Genomic DNA, 23433 nt, shown 5'->3' on the forward strand with positions numbered 1-23433 from the left:
TACTTTTACGTACGGCGGGGCCCAGACCCGAAGATCGTGCTCATCAGCAGGATGACGCCCCACGGCCCCATCACCCACAGCGGCCAGGGGTAGACGAGGTCGCCGGAGGTCACGCTCACGATCAGCCAGATCACCCAGTTGATGCCGCTGGCCGCCGCCCACGCGCCCCAGGCCGCTCGCATGCCCGGGTGCATCCCGGCGCGCTCGGCGGGCGCCGGGCCGACCGCCTTGGCCGGGCGTGCCCTCAGATCCACGTCGGGCAGGTCCGCGGTGAGCCTGGCCAGCTCGCCATAGGTCTTGCTCTTGTAGAGCTGCTCCAGCCGCTCGTTGAACTCGTCCATGGTGATGCGGCCCTGCGCCGTGTGCTCGCGCAGGACGGCGGCCACCCGATCGCGGTCGACGTCCGAGGCTCGCATCTCAGGGCTGTTCGCCATCACCCTCAACTCCCGCCTAGTTCAGCTGCGCCAGGCGCTCTTTGCCCCCATCGAGGGCAGTTAGCACCCAAGGACCATTATGTGTCACGGCGACGCTGTGCTCGAAGTGCGCCGACGGCTTACCGTCGATCGTCACCACGGTCCACTCGTCGGCCAGCACCCGGGTCCGCGCCCCGCCCAGGTTGACCATGGGCTCGATCGCCAGGCACATGCCCTCTTCCAGCATCGGCCCGCGGCCCGGCTTGCCGTGATTGGCGATCCACGGGTCCATGTGCATCTCGGTGCCGATGCCGTGCCCGCCGTACTCCTGAGGGATGCCGTACCGCCCCTGGGACTTGACGTACTTCTCCACCTGGTGACCGATGTCGGACAGGTTCGCGCCCACCTTCAGGGCGGCGATGCCCCGCCACATCGACTCCTCGGTCACCCGCATGAGCTCGATCAGCTCCGGCGCCACCTCACCGACCGGGACCGTCACCGCCGAGTCGCCGTGCCAGCCGTCCAGGATCGCGCCGCAGTCGATCGAGATGATGTCGCCCTCGCGCAGCTTGCGGGCGGCCGTCGGGATGCCGTGCACGACCTCGTCGTTGACCGAGGCGCAGATCGTCGCCGGGAAGCCCTGGTAGCCCTTGAACGACGGGATGGCGCCCTCGCCCCTGATCGCCTTCTCCGCGATGCCGTCGAGGTCCAGCGGCGTCATGCCGGGCTCCACGGAGCGCTTCAGCAGGTCGAGCGTACGCCCGACCACCAGACCGGCCGCGCGCATCTTCTCGAGCTGCTTGGGCGATTTGATCTGGATTCCATGCCTGTTCTTCTTGAACACGTGTGGCACCCCCCAGGGTGTTTCAACGGGCGGACGCGGGAGGTCAATTCCCCAACAATAGCCGCGAGGTGGCACGGAATCCCGCGCCACCTCGCATACCTAGTCTGCTATCCCATGAAGGGGCGAATGGCCTCCATGGCGCGCTGCGTGACCTCTTCCACGGGCCCGGTGGCATCCACCCCCACCAGAATGTCCTCTTCGACGTAGAAGGACACCAGCGGAGCCGTCTGCTCCTGGTAGACCTCCAGGCGGTGCCGTACGGTCTCTTCCTTGTCGTCGTCACGCTGGAAGAGCCGGCCGCCACACGCGTCGCAGATGTCATCCTTCTTGTCGTCGAACTCGACATGCCAGATGCGGCCGCACTGGCTGCACGTGCGCCGACCGGCCAGCCGGCGCACCACCTCCTCGTCGTCGACCACGAGCTCCAGCACCAGGTCGAGTGCCTGTCCCCAGTCCTTGAGCATGTCGCGCAGCACCTCGGCCTGCGACACGTTCCTGGGGAAGCCGTCGAGCAGGAAGCCGTCCTGCGCGTCGTCCTCGGCGAGCCGGTCACGGACCATCGCGATCGTGACCTCGTCAGGAACGAGGTCGCCGCGATCCATATAGGTCTTGGCGAGTTTGCCGAGTTCCGTGCCGCCCGAAACGTTGGCACGGAAGATGTCACCTGTCGAAATCTTCGGGATTGACAGGTTTGATGCGATGTACTGGGCCTGTGTCCCCTTACCCGCTCCGGGGGGCCCGACCAGAACCAGCCTCACTAGCGCAGGAAACCTTCGTAGTTGCGCTGCTGAAGCTGGCTTTCGATCTGCTTCACCGTGTCCAGGCCGACACCAACCATGATCAGAATGCTCGTCCCTCCGAACGGGAAGTTCTGGCTCGCGCCGGCGATGGCCAGCGCGACGATCGGGACCATGGAGATCAGACCCAGGTAGAGCGCGCCGGGCGCGGTGAGCCGGGTAAGCACGAAGTTGAGGTACTCGGCCGTCGGCCGTCCCGGACGGATGCCCGGAATGAACCCACCGTACTTCTTCATGTTGTCGGCGACTTCAGCGGGGTTGAAGGTGATCGACACATAGAAGTAGGTGAAGAACACGATCAACAGGAAGAACGTGATCATGTAGATCGGCGTGTCGCCGGTGACCAGGTTCTGCGAGATCCACTGCACGACCGCGTTGGGGTTCTCGGCGTTGGCGAACAACGAGGTGAACAGCTGCGGCAGGTAGAGCAGGGAGGACGCGAAGATGACCGGGATGATGCCCGCCTGGTTCACCTTCAGCGGGATGTAGGTGGAAGTGCCGCCATACATCCGGCGCCCGACCATCCGCTTGGCGTACTGCACGGGGATGCGGCGCTGAGCCTGCTCGACGAAGACCACCGCGGCGATCATGAAGACACCGACCACCAGAACGGCGGCGAAGGTGAACTTGTTCGCCTGGAAGATGTTGGCCAGCTCGGACGGGAAGACCGCGACGACCTGCGTGAAGATCAGGATGGACATGCCGTTGCCGACACCGCGGTCCGTGATCAGCTCGCCGAGCCACATGATCACCGAGGTGCCCGCGGTCATGATGATGACCATCGTGACGATCCCGAAAATGTCATTCGGGTTGAGCAGAATCTCCTGCTGGCACTGCGGGAACAGCTGGCCGGTGCGGGCCAGGGCGATGAAGGCGGTCGACTGCAGAATGCCAAGACCGATCGTCAGATAACGCGTGTACTGCGTAATCTTGGTCTGGCCCGCCTGGCCCTCCTTCTTGAGGGCCTCTAGTCGGGGAATCACGACGACGAGCAGCTGCAGAATAATGCTCGCGGTGATGTACGGCATGATGCCCAGCGCGAACACCGACAACTTCAGGAGGGCGCCGCCGCTGAACAGCTGCACCATTCCGTAGATGTTGCCGGCGGAGCTGTCTCGGGCCTGGTCGAGACAGGTCGCGAGATTCTGGACGTGGACTCCCGGGGTCGGAAGAACCGAGCCGAGTCGGAACAGCGCGATGATGCCCAGCGTGAAGAGCAACTTCTTGCGCAGGTCCGGCGTCCGGAACGCCCGGGTAAACGCGGTCAGCACGGTCCCTCCTGCGCGCCGTAAAGGCGGTATGAGTAAGCGATGGTGCGGGGATCTGCCATCTGAAGGTCTCAAGTCAAACGAGCCGGGCAGAAAGCCTGCCGTCTCGCGAACTCTAACGCACTACGGGCGTGAGGGCCCATTGTCGGAACCCCCACGCCTCGTCATAGCGGTGCTACAGCTCGGTAACGGTGCCGCCGGCGGCGGTGATCTTCTCCTTCGCGGAGGCCGAGAAGGCGTGCGCCTCCACGTTCACCGCGACGGAGATCTCACCGGTGCCGAGGACCTTGACCGGCTGGTTCTTGCGGACCGCGCCCTTGGCGACCAGGTTCTCGACGGTGACAGCGCCACCCTCGGGGAACAGCTCGCCGAGCTTGTCCAGGTTGACGACCTGGTAGGTCGTCTTGAACAGCGCGTTGGAGAAGCCCTTCAGCTTCGGCAGACGGCGCTGCAGCGGCACCTGGCCACCCTCGAAACCGAGGTGGACCGTGGTACGGGCGTGCGTGCCCTTGGTGCCGCGACCGGCGGTCTTGCCCTTGGACGCCTCGCCGCGACCCTTGCGGACCTTGGCCTTGTTGGCGCCGGGAGCCGGACGCAGGTCGTGAATCTTGAGCGGAGCCTTGTCAGTCATGACTAGTCGACCTCTTCCACCTCGACGAGGTGCGTCACCACGGCGACCATCCCACGGATCTCGGGACGGTCCTCCTTGACGACGACGTCGCCGATTCGCTTCAGGCCAAGCGAACGCAGCGAGTCACGCTGGTTCTGCTTGCCACCGATCTTCGAGCGAACCTGAGTGATCTTCAGGCGTGCCATGACTAGCTCACCGCCTTAGCCGCCGCAGCAGCCTCGGCGAGACCCTCGGCGCGCGCCTTGAGCATCGCCTTGGGAGCGACGTCCTCGATCGGCAGGCCACGACGGGCGGCGATCTCCTCGGGGCGGGAAAGGCCCTTCAGAGCGGCCACCGTGGCGTGCACGATGTTGATCGGGTTGTCCGAGCCGAGCGACTTGGACAGCACGTCGTGGATGCCGGCGCACTCCAGTACGGCGCGCACCGGGCCACCGGCGATGACACCGGTACCGGCCGAGGCCGGACGCAGGAAGACGACACCGGCCGCCTCCTCACCCTGCACGGTGTGCGGGATGGTGCCCTGGATCCTCGGGACCTTGAAGAAGTGCTTCTTGGCCTCTTCGACGCCCTTGGCGATGGCCGCGGGGACTTCCTTGGCCTTGCCGTACCCGACGCCGACCAGGCCGTTGCCGTCACCGACGACAACCAGGGCGGTGAAGCTGAAGCGACGACCACCCTTCACGACCTTGGCCACTCGGTTGATCTTCACTACGCGCTCGATGTACGAGACGCCCTTGTCGGCGGCGCCACCGCGGCGGTCGTCACGACGGTCCCGCCGCTCGCCACCGGTGCCGCCACCGCGACGCGGAGCTGCAGCCATCAGTGGTTCCTCTTCTCAGCTGTTGCCATCAGAACTCGAGCCCGCCTTCGCGAGCGCTGTCCGCGAGAGCCGCGATACGGCCCGCGTACCGGTTGCCACCACGGTCGAAGACCACAGCGGTGATACCGGCGTCCTTGGCCCGCTGAGCGAGGAGCTCGCCGACCTTCTTCGCCTTCGCGGTCTTGTCGCCCTCGGCCGAACGCAGCGTGGCGTCCATGGTCGAGGCGCTGACCAGGGTGTGCCCCTTGGTGTCGTCCACGATCTGGACGAACAGGTGCCTGGTCGAACGGTTGACGACCAGGCGCGGACGCTCGGTCGTGCCGAAGACCTTCTTGCGGACGCGGCCGTGCCGGCGGGCCCGCGAGAGCGTGCGGGCAGCGGTGTGCTTGCTGAACGCAGTCTTGCCAGCCATGCCTACTTACCAGCCTTTCCGACCTTGCGGCGGATCTGCTCGCCCTGGTAACGCACGCCCTTGCCCTTATACGGGTCGGGCTTGCGCAACTTGCGAATGTTGGCGGCGACCTCGCCGACCTTCTGCTTGTCGATGCCGTCCACGTGGAACAGGGTCGGCTTCTCGACGCGGAAGGAGACACCCTCGGGGGCGTCGACGATCACCGGGTGGCTGAAGCCCAGAGAGAACTCCAGCTGCGACGGGCCCTTGGCCTGAACGCGGTAACCCACGCCGACGATCTCCAGGGTCTTCGAGTAGCCCTGCGTGACGCCCAGCACCATGTTGGCGATGAGCGTGCGAGACAGGCCGTGCAGCGCACGGACCTTGTTCTCGTCGTTGGGACGGGAGACGGCGATGGTGCCGTCCTCGGCGCGAGCCACGGAAATGGGCTCGGCGACCGTGTGAGAAAGCGTGCCCTTCGGGCCCTTGACCTGGACATCCTGGCCGGTGATCGTGATGTCTACGCCACTGGGCACAGGGATGGGCAGCCGTCCGATTCGCGACATGCTGTGTTCCTCCCCTCTACCAGACGTAGGCGAGGACTTCGCCGCCCACGCCACGCTTGCCGGCCTGCTTGTCGGTCATGAGACCGCCGGACGTCGAGATGATCGCGACGCCCAGCCCGCCCAGAACTCGAGGCAGGTTGTCCTTCTTCGCATATACACGCAGCCCGGGCTTGGACACCCGGCGCAGCCCCGCGAGCGAACGCTCACGGCTCGGCCCGAACTTGAGCTCCACCACGAGGTTCTTCCCAACCTTGGCGTCTTCGACGGTCCAGGACTGGATGTAACCCTCCTGCTGGAGGATCTCGGCGATGTGCGCCTTGATCTTGGAATACGGCATCGTCACGCTGTCGTGGTATGCCGAATTCGCGTTGCGCAGACGCGTCAACATGTCTGCGATCGGGTCGGTCATCGTCATGGCCAACGGCCTTCCTCGCCGCGGTTTCCAGTCAGCCAAGTAGCACTTTGCCGGTGGACCTTCGGCGCGGTCACGGACACCCCTGCCGGGGCACCCAAATGGATATTTCTAGATCTGTACGGCTTGGCCGTACTCACCGGGGCGGCTGACGAGCAGCCGCCCCTTAGAGTACCTACCAGCTGGACTTGGTGATGCCGGGCAGCTCGCCCCGGTGCGCCATCTCACGGAAGCACACGCGGCACAGGCCGAACTTCCTGTAGACGGCGCGAGGACGGCCACAGCGCGAGCAACGGGTGTAGGCCCGGACCTCGAACTTCTGCTTGCGCCCCGCCTTGGCGATCAGCGACTTCTTCGCCATGAGGATCAGGCCTCCTTGAAGGGGAACCCGAGGAGCTTCAGCAGCGCCCGGCCCTGGTCGTCGTTCTTCGCGGTGGTCACGATCGTGATGTCCATGCCCCGCGCCCGGTCGACCTTGTCCTGGTCGACCTCGTGGAACATGACCTGCTCGGTCAGACCGAAGGTGTAGTTGCCGTTGCCGTCGAACTGCTTCGGCGACAGACCGCGGAAGTCACGGATACGCGGCAGCGCCAGCGACAGCAGCCTGTCGAGGAACTCCCACATCCGGTCGCCGCGCAGCGTCACGTGGGCGCCGATCGGCATACCCTCACGCAGCTTGAACTGGGCGATGGACTTACGGGCGCGGACGACGGCCGGCTTCTGGCCGGTGATGACCGTGAGGTCGCGAACGGCGCCCTCGATCAGCTTGGAGTCACGAGCGGCCTCGCCGACACCCATGTTGACCTTGATCTTGGTCAGGCCGGGGACCAGCATGATGTTCTCGATGCCGAACTCCTCGCGAAGCTTCGCGATGATCTCCTCGCGGTACTTCGTCTTGAGGCGCGGCGTCGGGCGCTCGGTCTCGGTCGTGGTGGCAGTCATCAGCTGTCCTCACCCTCCGAAGCGTCAGCCTTCTTCTCGTCGGCCTTCTTCTCGGCGGGCTTGTCGTCCTTGAGCTTCTTCACGTTGCTCACGTGGATGGGGGCCTCCATGGTCTGCACGCCGCCCTGCTTGGCGCCGCGCGGACCCTGGTGGGTCTCCTTGGAGTGCTTCTTGATCAGGTTGACGCCCTCGACCACCACGCGGTCCTCGCGCGGGAGAGTGGCGATCACCCTGCCCTTGGCACCCTTGTCCTTGCCGGCGGTGACCTGAACCAGGTCACCCTTCTTCACGTGCAGGGACTTCGGCATCACAGCACCTCCGGAGCGAGCGAGATGATGCGCATGAACTTCTTGTCGCGCAGCTCACGGCCGACCGGGCCGAAGATACGGGTGCCACGAGGGTCACCGCTGTCCTTGATGATGACGGCGGCGTTCTCGTCGAAGCGGATGTACGAGCCGTCGGGACGGCGCCGCTCCTTGACCGTGCGGACGACGACGGCCTTGACCACGTCACCCTTCTTGACGCCCGTGCTGCCGGGAAGGGCGTCCTTGACCGTGGCGACGATGACGTCGCCGATACCCGCGTAGCGACGACCCGAGCCACCGAGAACGCGGATGCAGAGGATCTCCTTGGCACCCGTGTTGTCGGCGACCTTGAGTCGCGACTCCTGCTGGATCACAGTTTCTCCTGTTAGTCGCGCCGGTTCTCAGCCGTGCTGAGCCTGGCGGAACCTGTCGTTGTCTTGTTCCCACGGCCACAGCCCCCGTCTCCGGGGACCGCACCGCAGGCGACGCGGAGCCGTACTCCACGTCCTTGGACGCCGTCATGGGGGCCGTCGCGAAACGGCCCCCACGAGGCGCGCAATATGTCGATCGGGCCTACTTGGCCTTCTCGAGGATCTCCACCACGCGCCACCGCTTGGTCGCGGAGAGCGGGCGGGTCTCCATCAGCAGCACGCGGTCGCCGACGCCACAGGCGTTGGCCTCGTCGTGTGCCTTGTACTTGGTCGTACGGCGGATGACCTTGCCGTACAGACGGTGCTTGACGCGGTCCTCGACGGCGACGACGACGGTCTTGTCCATCTTGTCGCTGACGACAAGGCCCTCACGGACCTTGCGGAACGCGCGCTGCGTGTTCTCAGTGGTCTCGGTCTCAGCCATCGCTCGACTCCTTCTCAACCACCGTGACAATGCCGAGCTCGCGCTCGCGCATCACGGTGTAGATGCGGGCGATCTCGCGGCGGACGGCGCGCAGCCGCCCGTGGCTCTCCAACTGACCGGTCGCCGCCTGGAAGCGGAGGTTGAACAGCTCCTCCTTGGCTTCCTTGAGCTTCTGGACCAGGGTGTCCTGGTCCTCCACTCGCAGCTCGCCGGCGGTCAGGCTCTTGGCCATCACGCCTCACCCACTTCACGCTTGACGATCTTGCACTTCATAGGGAGCTTGTGGATCGCTCGCTTGAGTGCTTCGCGTGCCACCGGCTCGGCGACACCCGACAGCTCGAACATCACGCGTCCGGGCTTGACGTTGGCGATCCACCACTCCGGCGAACCCTTACCGGAACCCATGCGGGTCTCGGCCGGCTTCTTGGTGAGCGGACGGTCCGGGTAGATGTTGATCCACACCTTGCCGCCACGGCGGATGTGACGGGTCATGGCGATACGCGCGGACTCGATCTGGCGGTTGGTCACGTAGGAGTGCTCAACAGCCTGAATGCCGAACTCGCCGAAAGTGACCCTGGTGCCGCCCTTGGCGGCTCCGCTGCGGTCGGGCCGGTGCTGCTTGCGGTGCTTGACCCTGCGCGGGATCAGCATGGTCAGCTCCCTTCAGCACCCGGCTGCGCAGCCGGGCCGGTCTCGGGGGCAGCCTGGGCGGCAGCCTCATTACGGGGGGCGCGGTCGCCGCGGCCGCCACCGCGGCGGGCGCCACCGGCGCCACCACCACGACGGGGACGGTCGCCGCCGCCACCACGACGGTCGTCGCGCTCGCGACGCTGGCCGGCACGGGCGCCGGCGGCAGCGGCCTCACGCTCGGCGCGGCTCGTGGGAGCCTCGCCCTTGTAGATCCAGACCTTCACGCCGATGCGGCCGAAGGTCGTGCGGGCCTCGTAGAAGCCGTAGTCGATGTCCGCGCGAAGCGTGTGCAGCGGCACGCGGCCCTCGCGGTAGAACTCCGACCGGGACATCTCGGCGCCGCCCAGACGACCGGAGCACTGGACACGGATGCCCTTGGCGCCGGACTTCATGGCCGACTGCATCGCCTTGCGCATGGCGCGGCGGAACGAGACACGGCTGGACAGCTGCTCGGCGACGGCCTGGGCCACCAGCTGAGCGTCGATCTCCGGGTTCTTGACCTCGAGGATGTTGAGCTGGACCTGCTTCTTGGTCAGCTTCTCCAGGTCGCCACGGATGCGGTCCGCCTCGGCGCCGCGGCGGCCGATGACGATGCCGGGACGCGCGGTGTGGATGTCCACCTGCACGCGGTCCGTCGTGCGCTCGATCTCGACCTTGGAGATGCCGGCCCGCTCCATGCCCTTCTGCAGCATGCGGCGGATCGACACGTCCTCTGCGACGTACGACTTGTACAGCTTGTCGGCGTACCACCGGCTCTTGAAGTCGGTCGTGATGCCGAGGCGGAACCCGTGCGGGTTAACCTTCTGGCCCACTATCGGGTCCTTCCCTTCGGCTCGCGGGACTCCACGATCACGGTGATGTGGCTCGTCCGCTTGTTGATCCGATAGGCGCGACCCTGTGCACGCGGGCGGAACCGCTTCAGCGTCGGGCCCTCGTCGACCCACGCACGGCTCACGACGAGCGTCTCGGGGTCGAGCTTGAAGTTGTGCTCGGCATTCGCCATCGCGCTCGAGAGCACCTTGTAAACCGGCTCGCTCGCCGACTGGGGAGCGAACTGCAGCACGGCCTGCGCCTCCGAAGCGGGCAGCCCGCGAATAAGGTCCACCACACGGCGGGCCTTGAGGGGCGTGACACGGACGAACCGCGCCTGAGCCCTGGCTTCCATCGCTTACTCCTCTGATGCTTCTGAAGGCGCTTACCGCCGGCTGCGGCGGTCTTCCTTGACGTGGCTGCGGAAGGTGCGCGTGGGCGCGAACTCCCCGAGCTTGTGGCCGATCATCGACTCGGTGACGAACACCGGGACGTGCTTGCGGCCGTCGTGCACGGCGATGGTGTGACCGAGCATGTCGGGCACGATCATGGACCGGCGCGACCACGTCTTGATGACGTTCTTGGTGCCCTTCTCGTTCTGGGCGTCCACCTTCTTCTGAAGGTGGTCGTCCACGAAGGGGCCCTTCTTAAGGCTACGTGGCATTTCGGCTGCTCCTACCGCTTCTTCCTCTTGGACCGACGGCGGATGATCAGCCTGTCACTGGCCTTGTTCGCCTGACGGGTACGGCCCTCGGGCTTGCCCTTGGGGTTGACCGGGTGGCGACCACCGGAGGTCTTACCCTCACCACCACCGTGCGGGTGGTCGACGGGGTTCATCGCGACACCGCGGACGGTCGGGCGCTTGCCCTTCCACCGCATACGTCCGGCCTTACCCCAGTTGATGTTGGCCTGCTCGGCGTTGCCCACCTGACCGACAGTCGCGCGGCAACGCACGTCGACCATGCGCATTTCGCCGGACGGCATACGCAGCGTGGCGTAGGTGCCCTCCTTGGCGAGCAGCTGGATCTGCGCGCCGGCAGAGCGACCGAGCTTGGCGCCACCGCCCGGACGGAGCTCCACCGCGTGGATGAAGGTACCGGTCGGGATGTTGCGCAGCGGCAGGCAGTTGCCCGGCTTGATGTCGGCCGAGGGGCCGTTCTCGATCCGGTCGCCCTGCTTGAGCCCGGTGGGAGCGATGATGTAGCGCTTCTCACCGTCGGCGTAGTGCAGCAGAGCGATGTTGGCGGTGCGGTTCGGGTCGTACTCGATGTGAGCGACCTTGGCCGGGATACCGTCCTTGTCGTGCCTGCGGAAGTCGATGATCCGGTATGCGCGCTTGTGACCGCCGCCCTGGTGGCGAGCGGTGACCCGGCCGTGTACGTTGCGGCCGCCCTTGCTGTGAAGGGGCGCAAGCAGCGACTTCTCGGGCGTGCTGCGGGTGATCTCGGAGAAGTCCGAGACACTCGAGCCGCGGCGACCCGGGGTCGTCGGCTTGTACTTACGGATGCCCATCTTTTTCGTTCATCCTTTGTCGGTTACATGGGAGAGCCCGCCGCACAAAAGTGCGGCGGTTCGCCCTTTGTCTAGCTATGTACGGCGAGCGTCAGCCGATCTGACCGAAGATGTCGATCCGATCGCCCTCGACCAGGCTCACAATCGCGCGCTTGGTGTCGGGACGCTTGCCGAAACCGGTGCGGGTGCGCTTGCGCTTGCCCTGCCGGTTGATGGTGTTCACGCTGCTGACCTTGACCCCGAAGATCTGCTCAACGGCGATCTTCACCTGGGTCTTGTTCGCGGTCTTCCGCACCAGGAACGTGTACTTGTTGTGCTCATCGATCAGGCCGTAGCTCTTCTCAGAGACGACCGGCTTGATGATGATGTCGCGCGGGTCGGCGATCTTCTCCATCAGGCGTCTTCCTTCCCGCCCTGGCCCAGCCGAGCGACAACCTGGTCGTACGCCTCCTGGGTGAAGACCACGTCGTCGTGGACGAGCACGTCGTAGGTGTTCAGCTGCCCGGCGTCCAGCAGGTGGACCTCCGGAGCGTTGCGCAGGCTCAGCCAGGTCAGCTCGTCGGCCTCGTCGACGACGACGAGAACGCGCGGAGCCTGGGTGATCTTGCGCAGCGACTCGAGGGCAGCCTTGGTCTTCGGGGTCTCCCCCGCGACCAGCGAGCTGACCACGTGGACGCGGTTGCCGGACGCCCGGTCGGACAGGGCGCCACGCAGGGCGGCGGCCTTCATCTTCTTCGGGGTCCGCTGCGAGTAGTCGCGCGGAACCGGACCGTGGACGACGCCACCGCCGGCGAACTGGGGCGCGCGGGTCGAACCCTGACGGGCGCGGCCGGTGCCCTTCTGGCGGTACGGCTTCTTGCCGCCACCGCTGACCTCACCGCGGGTCTTGGCCTTGTGGGTGCCCTGCCGGCGAGCGGCGAGCTGGGCCACGACCACCTGGTGGATCAGCGGAACGTTGACCTTGGCCCCGAAGATGTCCTCGGGGAGGTCGACCGTGCCGGTCTTCGTGCCGCTGGCGTCGAGGACGTCAATGGTGCTCACTTGGCAGCCCCCTTCTTGGCAGCGGAGCGAACGAGGACCAGGCTGCCGTTGGCGCCGGGGATCGCACCCTTGATCAGGATGAGGCCCTTCTCGGCGTCCACGGCGTGAACCTTGAGGCTCTGCACAGTGGTGCGGACGTTACCCATCCGACCAGCCATGCGCAGACCCTTGAATACGCGGCCCGGGGTGGCGCAGCCACCGATGGAACCCGGCGAGCGGTGCTTGCGCTGCGTACCGTGCGAGGCACCCAGACCACCGAAGCCGTGCCGCTTCATGACACCGGCGAAGCCCTTGCCCTTGCTCTTGCCCGTCACGTCGACGAACTGGCCGGCCTCGAAGGTGTCGGCCAGCAGCTCCTGGCCCAGGGTGTAGTCGCTCGCGTCGTCGGTGCGGATCTCCGCGAAGTAACGGCGCGGGGTGATGTCGTGCTTACGCAGGTAGTCGCCGAGCGGCTTGTTGACCTTCCGGGGGTCGACCTGCCCGAAGCCGAGCTGGACGGCGGAGTAGCCGTCCTTGTCTGCGGTGCGGACGCGGGTCACCACGCACGGACCGGCTTCGACCACGGTCACCGGAATCATCCGGTTGTCCGCGTCGAAGACCTGGGTCATGCCGAGCTTCTTGCCCAGGACGCCCTTGATCGTCTTAGCCATGTCAGTGCGTTCCCTCAGAGCTTGATCGAAATGTCAACGCCCGCGGGGAGGTCGAGTCGCATGAGCGAGTCGACGGTCTTGGGCGTCGGGTCGATGATGTCAATCAGCCGCTTGTGCGTGCGCATCTCGAAGTGCTCGCGGCTGTCCTTGTACTTGTGCGGCGAGCGGATGACGCAGTACACGTTCTTCTCGGTCGGCAGCGGCACCGGGCCCGCGACCTTCGCGCCAGTCCGCGTCACCGTCTCGACGATCTTCTTGGCCGAGCTGTCGATGACCTCGTGGTCATAGGCCTTGAGCCGAATGCGGATCTTCTGTCCCGCCATAGTGGCCTCGGTGTCCTTCGCTGTCGTCTGAAAAAGTATCGTGCGGCCTATGCCGCTATTGGTACGGGCGGAGACCGCCCGATAACCCCACGTAGCAGACGTATTCGATCTGCTGTTTCTTCCGTGATCCGGCAGTTACTTCGGTCACAGCCCGGAGGCGGAGCCCGAAGCCACTGCGAGATCACGGCTTTTCGTGGAGCCGTGGTCGTGCTTTCGTGAGTCGGCGGCCGGTCCCTGAGTCGGGGCCGACCGCCGGCCCAGCGATCGAACTACTTGATGATCTTCGTCACGCGACCGGCGCCGACGGTGCGGCCGCCCTCACGGATCGCGAACTTCAGACCGTCCTCCATGGCGATGGGCTGGATCAGCTCAACGCGCATCTCGGTGTTGTCGCCCGGCATGACCATCTCGGTGCCCTCGGGGAGGTTCACCACGCCGGTCACGTCCGTCGTACGGAAGTAGAACTGCGGGCGGTAGTTGTTGAAGAACGGCGTGTGGCGGCCGCCCTCGTCCTTGCCCAGGATGTAGACCTGAGCCTCGAACTCGGTGTGCGGGGTCGTGGTGCCCGGCTTGATGATGCACTGGCCGCGCTCGACGTCCTCGCGCTTGATGCCGCGCAGGAGCAGACCGACGTTGTCGCCCGCCTGGCCCTCGTCGAGCAGCTTGCGGAACATCTCGACGCCGGTGACCGTGGTGGTGGTCTTCTCGTTCTTGATGCCGATGATGTCGACGGTCTCGTTGACCTTGACGATGCCGCGCTCGATACGGCCGGTCACGACGGTGCCACGACCGGTGATCGAGAACACGTCCTCGATCGGCATGAGGAACGGCTTCTCGGTGTCACGCTGCGGCTCGGGGACGTTCTCGTCGACAGCGGTCATCAGCTCGATGATGCTGTCCTCCCACTTGGTGTCGCCCTCCAGCGCCTTGAGCGCGGAGACGCGAACCACGGGGAGGTCGTCGCCGGGGAACTCCTGAGCCGACAGCAGCTCACGAACCTCGAGCTCGACGAGCTCCAGGATCTCCTCGTCGTCCACCATGTCGGACTTGTTGAGAGCCACGACGATGTAGGGAACGCCGACCTGGCGGGCCAGGAGGACGTGCTCCTTCGTCTGCGGCATCGGGCCGTCGGTGGCGGCGACCACGAGGATGGCGCCGTCCATCTGAGCGGCACCGGTGATCATGTTCTTCACGTAGTCGGCGTGACCGGGGCAGTCCACGTGAGCGTAGTGGCGCTTCTCGGTCTGGTACTCGACGTGCGCGATGGAGATCGTGATACCGCGAGCCTTCTCCTCGGGCGCCTTGTCGATCTTGTCGAACGGGGTCGCCTCGTTGATCTCGGGGTAGCGCTTGTGCAGCACCTGGGTGATCGCCGCGGTCAGAGTGGTCTTGCCGTGGTCGATGTGCCCAATGGTGCCGATGTTCACGTGCGGCTTAGTCCGCTCGAACTTGGCCTTAGCCACTGGTTCTCTCCTTAGAGAATCTGACTGACTTACTTCACACTCGGGCCCGGGAAGGTACCCGGCCCCTGGGCGGTGAGGCGGCTCGCACCGCCTCACCAGGGACTCCGGGGTTAGTACTACTCGCCCCGGGCCTTCGCGACGATCTCCTTGGCGATGCCCGGGGGCACCTCCGCGTAGGAGTCGAACTGCATGCTGTAGCTCGCGCGGCCCTGCGTCTTGCTACGCAGGTCACCCACGTAGCCAAACATCTCGGACAGCGGAACCAGGGCGGTGATGACCCGGGCGCCGGAACGCTCGTCCATCGCCTGGATCTGGCCACGGCGACCGTTGAGGTCACCGATGACGTCACCCATGTAGTCCTCGGGCGTGGTGACCTCGACGGCCATCATCGGCTCGAGGAGTACGGCGTCCGCCTTGCGCGCGGCCTCCTTGAAGGCCATCGAGCCAGCGATCTTGAAGGCCATTTCCGAGGAGTCGACGTCGTGGGCGGCGCCGTCGGTCAGCGTAACCTTCACGCCGACCATCGGGTAACCGGCCAGCACGCCGAACTCAGCGGCTTCCTGGGCGCCGGCGTCGACCGAGGGGATGTACTCCCTGGGGACGCGGCCACCCGTGACCTTGTTCTCGAACTCGTAGCCGTCGTTGCCTTCGCCCAGCGGCTCGAGGTTGATGATGACCCGCGCGAACTGACCGGAACCACCGGTCTGCTTCTTGTGGGTGTAGTCGACCTTCTCCACCGTGCGGCGGATGGTCTCGCGGTAGGCGACCTGCGGACGGCCGACGTTCGCCTCGACCTTGAACTCGCGGCGCATACGGTCGACGATGATCTCCAGGTGGAGCTCGCCCATGCCGGAGATGACCGTCTGGCCGGTCTCCTCATCGCGGTGGACGCGGAAGGACGGGTCCTCCTCGGCCAGGCGCTGGATCGCGGTGGACAGCTTCTCCTGGTCGCCCTTGGTCTTGGGCTCGATCGCGACGTTGATGACCGGAGCCGGGAAGGTCATGGACTCCAGGACCACCGGGTGGGCCGGGTCGCACAGGGTGTGACCGGTCGTGGTGTCCTTCAGGCCCATGACGGCGACGATCTGACCGGCGCTCGCGGTGGGGCGCTCTTCGCGCTTGTTCGCGTGCATCTGGTAGATCTTGCCGATGCGCTCCTTGCGGCCCTTCACCGGGTTGAGCACCTGCGAGCCCGTCTCCAGCTGACCGGAGTAGATGCGCAGGTAGGTGAGCTTGCCGAGGTGCGGGTCGCTCATGATCTTGAAGGCCAGCGCGGAGAACGGCTCGTCCGGGTCCGCGTGCCGCTCGATGAGCTCTTCCTCGTTGTTGACCGCGTGGCCCTTGAAGGCCGGGATGTCGGTCGGCGCGGGAAGGTAGGCGACGATGGCGTCGAGCAGGGGCTGCACGCCCTTGTTCTTGAACGCGGTGCCGGTGAGAACCGGGTTGACGGCGCCGGCGATGGTGGCGCGGCGGATGGCCGCGACCAGCTGCTCCTCGGTGGGCTCCTGAGCCTCGAGGAAGAGCTCCATCAGCTCGTCGTCGTTCTCGGCGATGGTCTCGACCAGACGGTCGCGCCACTCGCGAGCGATCTCGGCGTGGTCGGCCGGGATGTCGACGATGTCGTACATCTCGCCCTTGGCCGCCTCCTCGCTCCAGAGCAGGCCCTTCATCCGGATGAGGTCGATGACGCCCTTGAAGCCGGCCTCGACGCCCCACGGAAGCTGAACGACCGCGGGCGTCGCCGACAGGCGGCTGATCATCATGTCGACGCAGCGGTGGAACTCCGCGCCGACCCGGTCCATCTTGTTGACGAAGCAGATGCGGGGGACGTTGTAGCGGTCAGCCTGCCGCCACACCGTCTCCGACTGCGGTTCGACACCCGCGACACCGTCGAACACGGTGACCGCACCGTCGAGGACGCGCAGGTTGCGCTCAACCTCGATGGTGAAGTCGACGTGGCCCGGGGTGTCGATCAGGTTGATCGTGTGACCGTCCCACTCGCAGGTCGTCGCGGCGGACGTGATCGTGATGCCGCGCTCCTGCTCCTGCTCCATCCAGTCCATGGTGGCAGCGCCATCGTGGACCTCACCGATCTTGTAGTTGATACCGGTGTAGAACAGGATGCGCTCGGTCGTCGTGGTCTTGCCCGCGTCAATATGGGCGATGATCCCAATGTTGCGGACCTTGGCCAGGTCAAGAGCGGTCGTTGCGGCCACTTCTCTCGCGTCCTCGTCGTCTCGTCGAACCCGCTGTTACCAGCGGTAGTGGGCGAAGGCCTTGTTGGACTCGGCCATCTTGTGGGTGTCCTCGCGCTTCTTGACGCTCGCGCCGAGGCCGTTGCTGGCGTCGAGGAGCTCGTTCATGAGGCGCTCGGTCATGGTCTTCTCGCGGCGGGCACGGGAGTACTGCACCAGCCAACGCAGGGCCAGGGTGGTGCTGCGCGAGGCGCGCACCTCAACCGGGACCTGGTAGGTCGCGCCACCGACGCGGCGGCTGCGGACCTCGAGGGTGGGCTTGACGTTGTCGAGAGCTCGCTTGAGCGTGATGACCGGGTCGTTGCCGGTCTTGTCCTTGCAGCCCTCGAGGGCGCCGTAGACGATCGACTGCGCGATGGAGCGCTTGCCGTCCAGGAGCACCTTGTTGATCAGGGCGGTAACCAGCGGCGAATTGTAAACCGGGTCAGACATGAGCTGACGACGGCCAGGAGAACCCTTGCGAGGCATTGTTAGCTCTTCTCCTTCTTCGCGCCGTAGCGGCTACGGGCCTGCTTGCGGTTACGGACGCCCTGGGTGTCGAGCGAGCCACGGATGATCTTGTAGCGAACACCCGGCAGGTCCTTCACACGACCGCCACGCACGAGCACGATGGAGTGCTCCTGCAGGTTGTGGCCCACACCCGGGATGTAAGCCGTGACCTCGATGCCGTTGGTGAGCCGAACACGGGCCACCTTGCGCAGGGCCGAGTTGGGCTTCTTGGGGGTCGTGGTGTAGACGCGCTGGCAAACGCCGCGACGCTGCGGACTCCCCTTGAGGGCAGGAGTCTTGGTCTTGGAGACCTTGTCCTGCCGGCCCTTGCGGACCAACTGCTGAATAGTGGGCACTGCCACTCCGTTCGTGCTTTGCCGGTGATACGTCAAGTCGTGCAATTCGCAGGCACTGCCGGTGTCATGACCTGCTGTTTTCTCCCCCGCTTCGACCCACGCGGTCGGGCGTGTCGCTCTCTTACAGAGCCACGTCCCCGCGCAGCTGAACGCTTCGGGAGGAGAGCCACACAGCGCTGTTGCGAGCGCATGCGTGAGAGCCCATGAATACACGGGCACGAAGGGCAAGACTACCCAGCCCCACGCAGCACGTCAAAACGGCTGCGCGTCGATATCGCTCGCGCCGTGGTCAGTAGGACTCCGCCGCAAGTTTACCCGCTTCCGGCCACTGTTCCGGCCCGGTTACGCCAACCTTCTCCGCGCGTACGGCAAGGCCCACCCAACCCCCCTCCCACCTGCGAGGAAACCCGGGGCGACCATGACCAGGCGGTGAATTCTCGGCCGCGCACGGGCCGCCGGGTGTGGGCAGACCGGCGAAACATGGGCAAAAGGTTGACTACCCAATCGGGTGGCGGGCGTGAACCACGCGGGTGGGCAAGGATGCGCACGTAACGGCGGCCGACCCCGCGCGGCCTGCCGGCCGTTCCCCTGGAATGCCCCCGGCCACGTGCGGCGGGTGGCGTGCCCGCGGCCTGCCGTACAGGAAGGAAACCCCCCACAGACACGGCGGGGAGCCGCAGAAGGGCGTGCGGCAGAAACCGGCGGGCGGAGGGCACAAGAAGGGGCGTGCGGCGGAAAGCGGCCCGCGGCGGGCAGGGCACTAGGAGGGGTGTGCGGAAGGTGGGGAACGAGCGAAGCGCCCGAGATCGCGGGGATCTCGGGCGCTTCAGCGCACGCTACCGGTTGTACTGACCGAAGTCGTACTCCTCCAGCGGCACAGCCTCGCCGGAGCCGGTGCCGAAGGTGTAGTCCGCGGCCGAGCCGTCGTAGCCGCCGACCGTGTACATCGCGGCCTTGGCCTCCTCGGTCGGCTCCACCCGGATGTTGCGGTACTGGGGCATGCCCGTGCCGGCCGGGATCAGCTTACCGATGATGACGTTCTCCTTCAGGCCCAGGAGCGAGTCGGACTTGGCGTGGATGGCCGCGTCCGTCAGGACCCTGGTCGTCTCCTGGAAGGAGGCCGCCGACAGCCACGACTCGGTGGCCAGCGACGCCTTCGTGATGCCCATGAGGACCGGACGGCCGGCGGCGGGCTGGCCGCCCTCGGCCACGGTCTCGCGGTTCATGTTCTCGAAGCGGGGACGCTCGACCAGCTCACCGGGGAGCAGGTCGGTGTCGCCCGACTCGAGCACGTTCACGCGCTTGAGCATCTGGCGGACGATGATCTCGATGTGCTTGTCGTGGATCGACACACCCTGCGAGCGGTACACCTGCTGGACCTCGGCGACCAGGTGCAGCTGCACCTCGCGCGGGCCCATGATGCGCAGGACCTCGTTCGGGTTGACCGCACCGGCGATCAGCTGCTGGCCGACCTTGACGTGCTGGCCTTCCGAGACGAGCAGACGCGAACGCATCGACACCGGGTAGGCGATCTCCTCGGAGCCGTCGTCCGGGGTGATGACGACCTTGCGGGTCTTGTCGGTCTCGTCGATCCGCACGCGGCCCTCGGCCTCGGAGATCGGGGCGACACCCTTGGGGATGCGCGCCTCGAAGAGCTCCTGGACTCGGGGCAGACCGTGGGTGATGTCCGCACCGGCCACACCACCGGTGTGGAAGGTACGCATCGTCAGCTGGGTGCCGGGCTCACCGATCGACTGGGCGGCGATGATGCCGACCGCCTCGCCGACGTCCACGAGCTTGCCGGTGGCCAGCGAGCGGCCGTAGCAGGTGGCGCAGACACCGATCTTGGCCTCGCACACCAGCGCGGAGCGGGTGCGCACGGTCTCGATCCCGACCTCCACCAGAGCGGAGACCTGGATGTCGGTGATGTCCGTGCCCGCCGAGGCGATGATCTTGCCGTCGACCTCGACGTCCTCGGCCAGGATGCGGCCGTGCACGTTGGACTCGGCGTTGTCCGCCTTGACCAGGTTGCCCGACGCGTCGCGCTCGCCCACGTGCAGCGGGACGGCGCGGTCGGTGCCGCAGTCGATCTCGCGCACGATGACGTCCTGCGCCACGTCCACCAGACGACGGGTCAGGTAACCCGAGTCGGCGGTACGCAGGGCGGTGTCGGCCAGACCCTTTCGCTGACCGTGGGTGGAGATGAAGTACTCCAGCACCGACAGGCCCTCACGGAAGGACGCCTTGATCGGACGCGGGATCGTCTCACCCTTGGTGTTGGACACCAGGCCACGGATACCGGCGATCTGACGCACCTGCATCTTGTTACCGCGGGCGCCGGAGTTGAGCATCATCCAGACCGGGTTCGTCGCCGGGAACGCCTTGACCATGTCGGTCTCGACGTCCGCGGTGGCGTGGGTCCAGATCTCGATGAGCTCCTGGCGGCGCTCCTCGTCGGTGATCAGGCCGCGCTCGTACTCGCGCTGGACCTTGTCGGCCCGGCGCTCGTAGTTCTCCATGATCTCGGTCTTGTTGGGCGGCGCGACGACGTCCTCGATCGAGATCGTGACGCCGGAGCGGGTCGCCCAGCGGAAGCCGGCGTCCTTGAGCGCGTCGAGCGAGGCCGCGACCTCGACCTTGGGGTAGGTCTCGGCCAGCTCGTTCACGATCGTGGACAGCTGCTTCTTGCCGACCTGGAAGTTGACGAACGGGTAGTTCGGCGGAAGCGTCTGGTTGAACAGGCACCGGCCGAAGGTCGTCTCCAGGCGGATCGGGTCACCCTGCTCCCAGCCCTCCGGCGCGACCCAGTCGCGCGGCGGCAGGACGTCCTTGAGCCGGATCTGGATCTTGGCCTGGATCTCCAGCTCGCCGCGGTCGAAGGCCATCTGCGCCTCGGCCACGGAGCCGAAGATGCGGCCCTCTCCCCGCGCCTCGTCCTTGGAGGTGGTCAGCCAGTAGAGGCCGATGACCATGTCCTGGGTGGGCATCGTCACGGGCTTGCCGTCGGCCGGCTTGAGGATGTTGTTGGTCGAGAGCATCAGGATGCGCGCCTCGGCCTGGGCCTCAGCCGACAGCGGCAGGTGCACGGCCATCTGGTCGCCGTCGAAGTCCGCGTTGAACGCGGTGCAGACGAGCGGGTGGATCTGGATGGCCTTGCCCTCGACCAGCTGCGGCTCGAACGCCTGGATGCCCAGGCGGTGGAGCGTCGGAGCGCGGTTGAGCAGCACGGGGTGCTCGGTGATGACCTCTTCGAGGACGTCCCACACGACCGGGCGGGCACGCTCGACCATCCGCTTGGCCGACTTGATGTTCTGCGCGTGGTTGAGGTCCACGAGGCGCTTCATCACGAACGGCTTGAACAGCTCCAGCGCCATCTGCTTGGGCAGGCCGCACTGGTGCAGCTTCAGCTGCGGGCCGACGACGATGACCGAACGGCCGGAGTAGTCGACACGCTTGCCCAGCAGGTTCTGCCGGAAGCGGCCCTGCTTGCCCTTCAGCATGTCGCTGAGGGACTTCAGCGGACGGTTGCCGGGGCCCGTGACCGGGCGGCCGCGGCGGCCGTTGTCGAACAGCGAGTCGACGGCCTCCTGGAGCATCCGCTTCTCGTTGTTCACGATGATCTCGGGGGCGCCGAGGTCGAGGAGACGCTTGAGGCGGTTGTTCCGGTTGATCACACGACGGTAGAGGTCGTTGAGGTCGGAGGTCGCGAACCGGCCACCGTCGAGCTGCACCATCGGGCGCAGGTCCGGCGGGATGACCGGGATGCAGTCGAGCACCATCCCGCGGGGCGAGTTGGTGGTGTTGAGGAACGCCGAGACGACCTTGAGCCGCTTGAGGGCGCGGGCCTTCTTCTGGCCCTTGCCGCTGCGGATGGTCTCGCGGAGGTTCTCGGCCTCGGCGTCGAGGTCGAAGCTGGTCAGGCGGTCCTGGATCGCCTGCGCGCCCATGCCGCCCTTGAAGTAGCGGCCGAAGCGGTCGCGCATCTCGCGGTAGAGCAGCTCGTCGCCCTCGAGGTCCTGGACCTTGAGGTTCTTGAAGCGGCTCCACACCTCGTCGAGGCGGTCGAGCTCGCGCTGGGCGCGGTCGCGCAGCTGGCGCATCTCGCGCTCGGCGCCTTCACGGACCTTGCGGCGCTGGTCGCCCTTGGCGCCGGCGGCCTCGAGTTCGGCCAGGTCGCCTTCGAGCTTCTTCTGCCGCGCCTCGATGTCGGCGTCGCGGCGCTGCTCGATGTGCTGCCGCTCGACCGAGATCTTGGCCTCGAGCGAGGGCAGGTCACGGTCACGCATCTCGGCGTCGACATGCGTGATCATGTAGGCCGCGAAGTAGATGACCTTCTCCAGGTCCTTCGGGGCCAGGTCGAGCAGGTAGCCAAGGCGCGAGGGCACGCCCTTGAAGTACCAGATGTGGGTGACCGGAGCGGCAAGCTCGATGTGGCCCATCCGCTCGCGGCGCACCTTGGCGCGCGTGACCTCGACGCCACAGCGCTCACAGATGATGCCCTTGAAGCGGACGCGCTTGTACTTACCGCAGTAGCACTCCCAGTCGCGGGTCGGGCCGAAGATCTTCTCGCAGAAGAGTCCGTCCTTTTCCGGCTTGAGAGTCCGGTAGTTGATGGTCTCGGGCTTCTTCACCTCGCCGTGCGACCACTGCCGGATGTCGTCGGCCGTCGCCAGCCCGATCCGAAGCTCGTCGAAGAAGTTGACGTCTAGCATGTGCGATCTCCCCCTCAGACTTCTTCCACGCTGCTCGGCTCACGCCGGGACAGATCGATACCGAGTTCCTCGGCGGCCCTGAAGACGTCCTCGTCGGTGTCGCGCATCTCGATGGACATGCCGTCGCTGGAGAGTACCTCGACGTTCAGGCACAGCGACTGCATTTCCTTGATGAGGACCTTGAAGGACTCGGGAATGCCGGGCTCGGGGATGTTCTCGCCCTTGACGATGGCCTCGTAGACCTTCACGCGGCCCAGGACGTCGTCGGACTTGATGGTCAGCAGCTCCTGCAGGGCGTAGGCGGCGCCGTATGCCTCCAGCGCCCACACCTCCATCTCACCGAAGCGCTGGCCGCCGAACTGGGCCTTACCGCCGAGCGGCTGCTGGGTGATCATGGAGTAGGGGCCGGTGGACCGGGCGTGGATCTTGTCGTCCACCAGGTGCAGCAGCTTGAGGATGTAGCTGTAGCCGACCGCGATCGGGTACGGGAACGGCTCGCCGGAGCGGCCGTCGAACAGCTGCGCCTTGCCGGTCTCCTGCACCATGCGGTCACCGTCGCGGTTGGGCAGGGTGTTGCTGAGCAGACCGACGATCTCACCCTCGGTGGCGCCGTCGAAGACGGGCGTGGCCACGTTGGTGCGCGGCTGGACCTTCTCGAAGCCCTTCTCGCGCAGGCGTTCCGCCCACTGCTCGGTCAGGCCGGAGATGTCCCATCCGCGTGCGGCGATCCAGCCGAGGTGAGCCTCGAGCACCTGCCCGATGTTCATGCGGCCGGGGACGCCCAGCGGGTTGAGGATGATGTCGACGGGGGTGCCGTCCTCCAGGAACGGCATGTCCTCCACCGGCAGGATCTTGGAGATGACGCCCTTGTTGCCGTGGCGGCCGGCC

General features: G+C 66.2%; 31 protein-coding genes. All 31 read right to left on the reverse strand.

Going from position 1 to position 23433, the window contains the following annotated elements; all coding sequences use genetic code 11:
* Positions 1–5: 5 nt before the first annotated feature.
* Positions 6–434, reverse strand: a complete 429-nt coding sequence (locus tag FVE25_RS39030) for a DUF1707 SHOCT-like domain-containing protein (protein WP_157252519.1) — start codon at positions 432–434, stop codon at positions 6–8.
* A 16-nt stretch (positions 435–450) separates the two neighbouring features.
* Positions 451–1257: a type I methionyl aminopeptidase gene (map, locus tag FVE25_RS39035; protein ID WP_157252520.1), complete on the reverse strand. Its 807-nt coding sequence runs from the start codon at positions 1255–1257 to the stop codon at positions 451–453.
* 107 nt (positions 1258–1364) lie between these two features.
* Positions 1365–2015, reverse strand: a complete 651-nt coding sequence (locus tag FVE25_RS39040) for an adenylate kinase (RefSeq protein WP_157252521.1) — start codon at positions 2013–2015, stop codon at positions 1365–1367.
* Entirely contained in the window at positions 2015–3325 is a 1311-nt protein-coding gene (gene secY / locus FVE25_RS39045; RefSeq protein WP_157252522.1) for a preprotein translocase subunit SecY, read from the reverse strand. The genes FVE25_RS39040 and secY overlap by 1 nt, the downstream gene beginning before the upstream one ends.
* A gap of 172 nt (positions 3326–3497) precedes the next feature.
* Positions 3498–3953 (reverse strand): 50S ribosomal protein L15, encoded by a 456-nt coding sequence (rplO, locus tag FVE25_RS39050; protein WP_157252523.1) that lies wholly within the window; start codon positions 3951–3953, stop codon positions 3498–3500.
* A 2-nt stretch (positions 3954–3955) separates the two neighbouring features.
* Positions 3956–4138, reverse strand: a complete 183-nt coding sequence (gene rpmD / locus FVE25_RS39055; RefSeq protein ID WP_020542293.1) for a 50S ribosomal protein L30 — start codon at positions 4136–4138, stop codon at positions 3956–3958.
* Between the two features lie 2 nt (positions 4139–4140).
* Positions 4141–4773 (reverse strand): 30S ribosomal protein S5, encoded by a 633-nt coding sequence (gene rpsE, locus FVE25_RS39060; protein WP_157252524.1) that lies wholly within the window; start codon positions 4771–4773, stop codon positions 4141–4143.
* Between the two features lie 28 nt (positions 4774–4801).
* Entirely contained in the window at positions 4802–5185 is a 384-nt protein-coding gene (gene rplR / locus FVE25_RS39065; RefSeq protein WP_157252525.1) for a 50S ribosomal protein L18, read from the reverse strand.
* A 2-nt stretch (positions 5186–5187) separates the two neighbouring features.
* Entirely contained in the window at positions 5188–5730 is a 543-nt protein-coding gene (gene rplF, locus FVE25_RS39070) for a 50S ribosomal protein L6 (RefSeq protein ID WP_157252526.1), read from the reverse strand.
* A 16-nt stretch (positions 5731–5746) separates the two neighbouring features.
* Positions 5747–6145, reverse strand: a complete 399-nt coding sequence (gene rpsH / locus FVE25_RS39075; protein WP_157252527.1) for a 30S ribosomal protein S8 — start codon at positions 6143–6145, stop codon at positions 5747–5749.
* Between the two features lie 172 nt (positions 6146–6317).
* Entirely contained in the window at positions 6318–6503 is a 186-nt protein-coding gene (locus tag FVE25_RS39080) for a type Z 30S ribosomal protein S14 (protein WP_020542298.1), read from the reverse strand.
* Between the two features lie 5 nt (positions 6504–6508).
* Entirely contained in the window at positions 6509–7084 is a 576-nt protein-coding gene (gene rplE, locus FVE25_RS39085; protein ID WP_157252528.1) for a 50S ribosomal protein L5, read from the reverse strand.
* Positions 7084–7380, reverse strand: a complete 297-nt coding sequence (gene rplX, locus FVE25_RS39090; RefSeq protein WP_157252563.1) for a 50S ribosomal protein L24 — start codon at positions 7378–7380, stop codon at positions 7084–7086. The genes rplE and rplX overlap by 1 nt, the downstream gene beginning before the upstream one ends.
* 11 nt (positions 7381–7391) lie before the next feature.
* The gene (gene rplN / locus FVE25_RS39095; RefSeq protein ID WP_043623452.1) at positions 7392–7763 is read right to left on the reverse strand and encodes a 50S ribosomal protein L14; all 372 of its coding nucleotides are present in this window, start codon (positions 7761–7763) and stop codon (positions 7392–7394) included.
* Between the two features lie 199 nt (positions 7764–7962).
* A complete protein-coding gene (rpsQ, locus tag FVE25_RS39100; RefSeq protein ID WP_157252529.1) occupies positions 7963–8244 on the reverse strand; it encodes a 30S ribosomal protein S17 in 282 nt (93 codons plus the stop codon).
* Positions 8237–8476 (reverse strand): 50S ribosomal protein L29, encoded by a 240-nt coding sequence (gene rpmC / locus FVE25_RS39105; protein ID WP_157252530.1) that lies wholly within the window; start codon positions 8474–8476, stop codon positions 8237–8239. Before rpmC ends, rpsQ begins: the two co-directional genes overlap by 8 nt.
* The gene (gene rplP, locus FVE25_RS39110) at positions 8476–8895 is read right to left on the reverse strand and encodes a 50S ribosomal protein L16 (protein ID WP_157252531.1); all 420 of its coding nucleotides are present in this window, start codon (positions 8893–8895) and stop codon (positions 8476–8478) included. Before rplP ends, rpmC begins: the two co-directional genes overlap by 1 nt.
* A 2-nt stretch (positions 8896–8897) precedes the next feature.
* Positions 8898–9746: a 30S ribosomal protein S3 gene (gene rpsC / locus FVE25_RS39115; protein ID WP_157252532.1), complete on the reverse strand. Its 849-nt coding sequence runs from the start codon at positions 9744–9746 to the stop codon at positions 8898–8900.
* A complete protein-coding gene (gene rplV / locus FVE25_RS39120; RefSeq protein WP_157252533.1) occupies positions 9746–10099 on the reverse strand; it encodes a 50S ribosomal protein L22 in 354 nt (117 codons plus the stop codon). The genes rpsC and rplV overlap by 1 nt, the downstream gene beginning before the upstream one ends.
* A 30-nt stretch (positions 10100–10129) precedes the next feature.
* Positions 10130–10408, reverse strand: a complete 279-nt coding sequence (gene rpsS / locus FVE25_RS39125) for a 30S ribosomal protein S19 (RefSeq protein ID WP_030451498.1) — start codon at positions 10406–10408, stop codon at positions 10130–10132.
* 11 nt (positions 10409–10419) lie between these two features.
* Entirely contained in the window at positions 10420–11256 is an 837-nt protein-coding gene (gene rplB, locus FVE25_RS39130; RefSeq protein ID WP_157252534.1) for a 50S ribosomal protein L2, read from the reverse strand.
* 91 nt (positions 11257–11347) lie between these two features.
* A complete protein-coding gene (rplW, locus tag FVE25_RS39135) occupies positions 11348–11650 on the reverse strand; it encodes a 50S ribosomal protein L23 (protein WP_157252535.1) in 303 nt (100 codons plus the stop codon).
* On the reverse strand, positions 11650–12297 hold the full coding sequence (gene rplD, locus FVE25_RS39140) for a 50S ribosomal protein L4 (RefSeq protein WP_157252536.1): 648 nt from the start codon (positions 12295–12297) through the stop codon (positions 11650–11652). Before rplD ends, rplW begins: the two co-directional genes overlap by 1 nt.
* Positions 12294–12947 (reverse strand): 50S ribosomal protein L3, encoded by a 654-nt coding sequence (rplC, locus tag FVE25_RS39145; RefSeq protein ID WP_157252537.1) that lies wholly within the window; start codon positions 12945–12947, stop codon positions 12294–12296. The genes rplD and rplC overlap by 4 nt, the downstream gene beginning before the upstream one ends.
* 14 nt (positions 12948–12961) lie before the next feature.
* On the reverse strand, positions 12962–13270 hold the full coding sequence (gene rpsJ / locus FVE25_RS39150; RefSeq protein WP_012887830.1) for a 30S ribosomal protein S10: 309 nt from the start codon (positions 13268–13270) through the stop codon (positions 12962–12964).
* Between the two features lie 269 nt (positions 13271–13539).
* Positions 13540–14733 (reverse strand): elongation factor Tu, encoded by a 1194-nt coding sequence (tuf, locus tag FVE25_RS39155; RefSeq protein ID WP_157252538.1) that lies wholly within the window; start codon positions 14731–14733, stop codon positions 13540–13542.
* A gap of 116 nt (positions 14734–14849) precedes the next feature.
* A complete protein-coding gene (fusA, locus tag FVE25_RS39160; protein ID WP_157252539.1) occupies positions 14850–16949 on the reverse strand; it encodes an elongation factor G in 2100 nt (699 codons plus the stop codon).
* Positions 16950–16985: 36 nt separating this feature from the next.
* Positions 16986–17456, reverse strand: coding sequence for a 30S ribosomal protein S7 (gene rpsG / locus FVE25_RS39165; RefSeq protein WP_157252540.1), 471 nt, complete (start codon positions 17454–17456; stop codon positions 16986–16988).
* A 2-nt stretch (positions 17457–17458) separates the two neighbouring features.
* Positions 17459–17833 (reverse strand): 30S ribosomal protein S12, encoded by a 375-nt coding sequence (gene rpsL / locus FVE25_RS39170; RefSeq protein ID WP_020542315.1) that lies wholly within the window; start codon positions 17831–17833, stop codon positions 17459–17461.
* A gap of 836 nt (positions 17834–18669) precedes the next feature.
* Positions 18670–22545, reverse strand: a complete 3876-nt coding sequence (locus FVE25_RS39175) for a DNA-directed RNA polymerase subunit beta' (protein ID WP_157252541.1) — start codon at positions 22543–22545, stop codon at positions 18670–18672.
* Between the two features lie 14 nt (positions 22546–22559).
* Positions 22560–23433, reverse strand: an 874-nt coding sequence (locus FVE25_RS39180) for a DNA-directed RNA polymerase subunit beta (RefSeq protein WP_484549358.1), incomplete at its 5' end; no start/stop codon positions are given.

Source organism: Nonomuraea typhae, assembly GCF_009760925.1.
GTDB classification, from domain to species: Bacteria; Actinomycetota; Actinomycetes; order Streptosporangiales; family Streptosporangiaceae; genus Nonomuraea; species Nonomuraea typhae.